The sequence below is a fragment of the Neisseria sp. P0001.S005 genome (genome assembly GCF_051963715.1).
This window is the reverse complement of the sequence record NZ_JBQCTZ010000346.1, coordinates 1-2,111: the sequence shown is the minus strand read 5'-3', so window position 1 is coordinate 2,111 and position 2,111 is coordinate 1. Positions and strand designations below refer to the sequence as shown.

Here is a 2,111-nt window from a genome sequence, read left to right as displayed (position 1 = left end):
GGGTCGGTCGCCATAAACAGCATACCGATGGCGAAGCCGCCGACCACCAAGTGCCAGTACCAAGGCATGGAGAACATAGCGTTGGTGTCCGAACCGATGAAGTTAAATAGTGAAGACATGGCAATCATACCGATCATCACGCCGGCAATAATGCGCCAAGAGGCAATGCGGGTGAATACGATAAACGCGCCGCCGATTAAGAGCGCCAAAGTGGATACTTCGCCGATAGAACCGGGCAAGTTGCCGATAAACGCATCCATCCAAGTGATCGGTTGATTGGTAACGGCATTTTTCAGACCTTCCGAACCGTGTGCTGCCCATTGAGCCAACGCAGTTGCGCCGGAATAACCGTCAACCGCCGTCCAAACAGTGTCGCCGGTAATATTGGCGGGATAAGCGAAGAACAAGAAAGCACGGCCTGCCAGCGCGGGGTTCATAAAGTTTTTACCTGTACCGCCGAATACTTCTTTCGCAACCACAACGCCGAAAGAAATACCCAAAGCCGCTTGCCATAAAGGCAGGGTAGGAGGAACGATTAAAGCAAACAGAATCGAAGTCACGAAGAAACCTTCGTTGATTTCGTGTTTGCGCACGGATGCGAACAAAACTTCCCAGAAGCCGCCCACAACAAATACAGTCGCGTAAATCGGCAGGAAGAAAATCGCGCCGAAGAGCATTTTGCCCAACACGCCCGCTTCAGACGACATATTGATGCCCAAAGCGTTGGCAAGGGCGTAATGCCAGTCGTTGGCGATATTTTGTTGCAGCAAATCAGGCGTTAACGCACCGAATGCCTGTACGCCGACGTTGTACATACCGTAGAACATGGCAGGGAACAAAGCCAGCCACACCAAAATCATCATGCGCTTGGAGTCGAGCGCATCGCGGACGTGGGCCGCTTTGCGCGTTACCGCGCCGGATGTATAGAAAATCGTCGCCGCAGCTTCATAGAGGGCATACCATTTTTCATGTTTGCCGCCCGGCAGGAAGTGCGGTTCGATTTTTTCAAGAAAATGTTTCAAGCCCATAATCAGCCTTCCTTCTCAATGGTTTCCAGCACCTTGCGCAACAGCGGGCCGTATTCGTATTTACCCGGGCAGACAAAGCTGCACAAAGCGAGGTCTTCTTCGTCCAATTCCAAGCAACCCAAAGCCTGCGCGCTGTCGGTATCGCCGACGATTAAATCGCGCAGAAGCAAGGTAGGCAGGATGTCCAGCGGCATTACGCGCTCGTAAGTACCGATGGGAACCATGGCGCGGTCGCCGCCGTTGACGGCTGTCGTGAACTTGAAGAGTTTGTTTTTCAGGAAATGACCGAGGGTTGTACGCGTAATCGAGTATTTGTCCGGTTGCGGCGCAACCCAGCCGAACAGCTCTTTGCTGCGGCCTTCTTCGATAACGGAAATCTGATTGTGGTAGCGTCCCAAATAATCATGCGCGCCTTGTGCAATCGCGCCGTTCAATACCGAACCGGAAATCAAGCGGTTGTCTGCGTCAACCAATTCGCCGGCGGTAATTTGCGACACCTTCGCGCCCAAAACGGTACGCAAGAGGCGTGGTTTGTTGACTTGAGAGCCACCCAAGGCAATTACGCGCTCGATGTTCAGACGGCCTGTTGCAAACAAACGGCCAATGGCAATCACATCTTGATAATTGATGGTCCAAACGGTTTTGTTCGCACCGACTGGCTCGATGAAATGAATGTGCGTGCCACTCAAACCGGCAGGATGAGGACCGCCAAATTCATGTGTTTCGATGTTGGCAGCGTTTTCAGACGGCACGTCTGCGCCGGCTGCTTTACACACATGGATTTTACGTTCGGTCAGGCGGCTCAATACCAGCAGGCCGCGTTTGAAGTCTTCGGCGGCTTCTTTGATGATGACCGTAGGATCGGCAGCCAGTGGATTGGTGTCCATCGCATTGACGAAGATGGCGAACGGCTCGGCATCGACGGCAGGGATTTTGCTGAACGGACGGGTGCGCAGCGCAGTCCACAAACCGGATTGAATCAGGTTGCGACGCACTTCTTCGCTGTTCAATTTTGCCAGCGCTTCAGGTGCGTAGCGTTCGAACTCGATTTCGTCGTTGCCTTCAACGGCAATCACGACTGAC

General features: G+C 53.2%; 2 protein-coding genes. Both read right to left on the bottom strand.

Annotation, left to right across the window (positions count from 1 at the left end; genetic code table 11):
- A partial coding sequence (locus tag ACTHSP_RS19955) for an NADH:ubiquinone reductase (Na(+)-transporting) subunit B (protein WP_440346768.1) occupies window positions 1-1,028 on the bottom strand: 1,028 nt, incomplete at its 3' end.
- A gap of 2 nt (window positions 1,029-1,030) precedes the next feature.
- On the bottom strand, window positions 1,031-2,111 hold a 1,081-nt coding region (locus tag ACTHSP_RS19950; RefSeq protein ID WP_440346767.1), incomplete at its 5' end, for a Na(+)-translocating NADH-quinone reductase subunit A.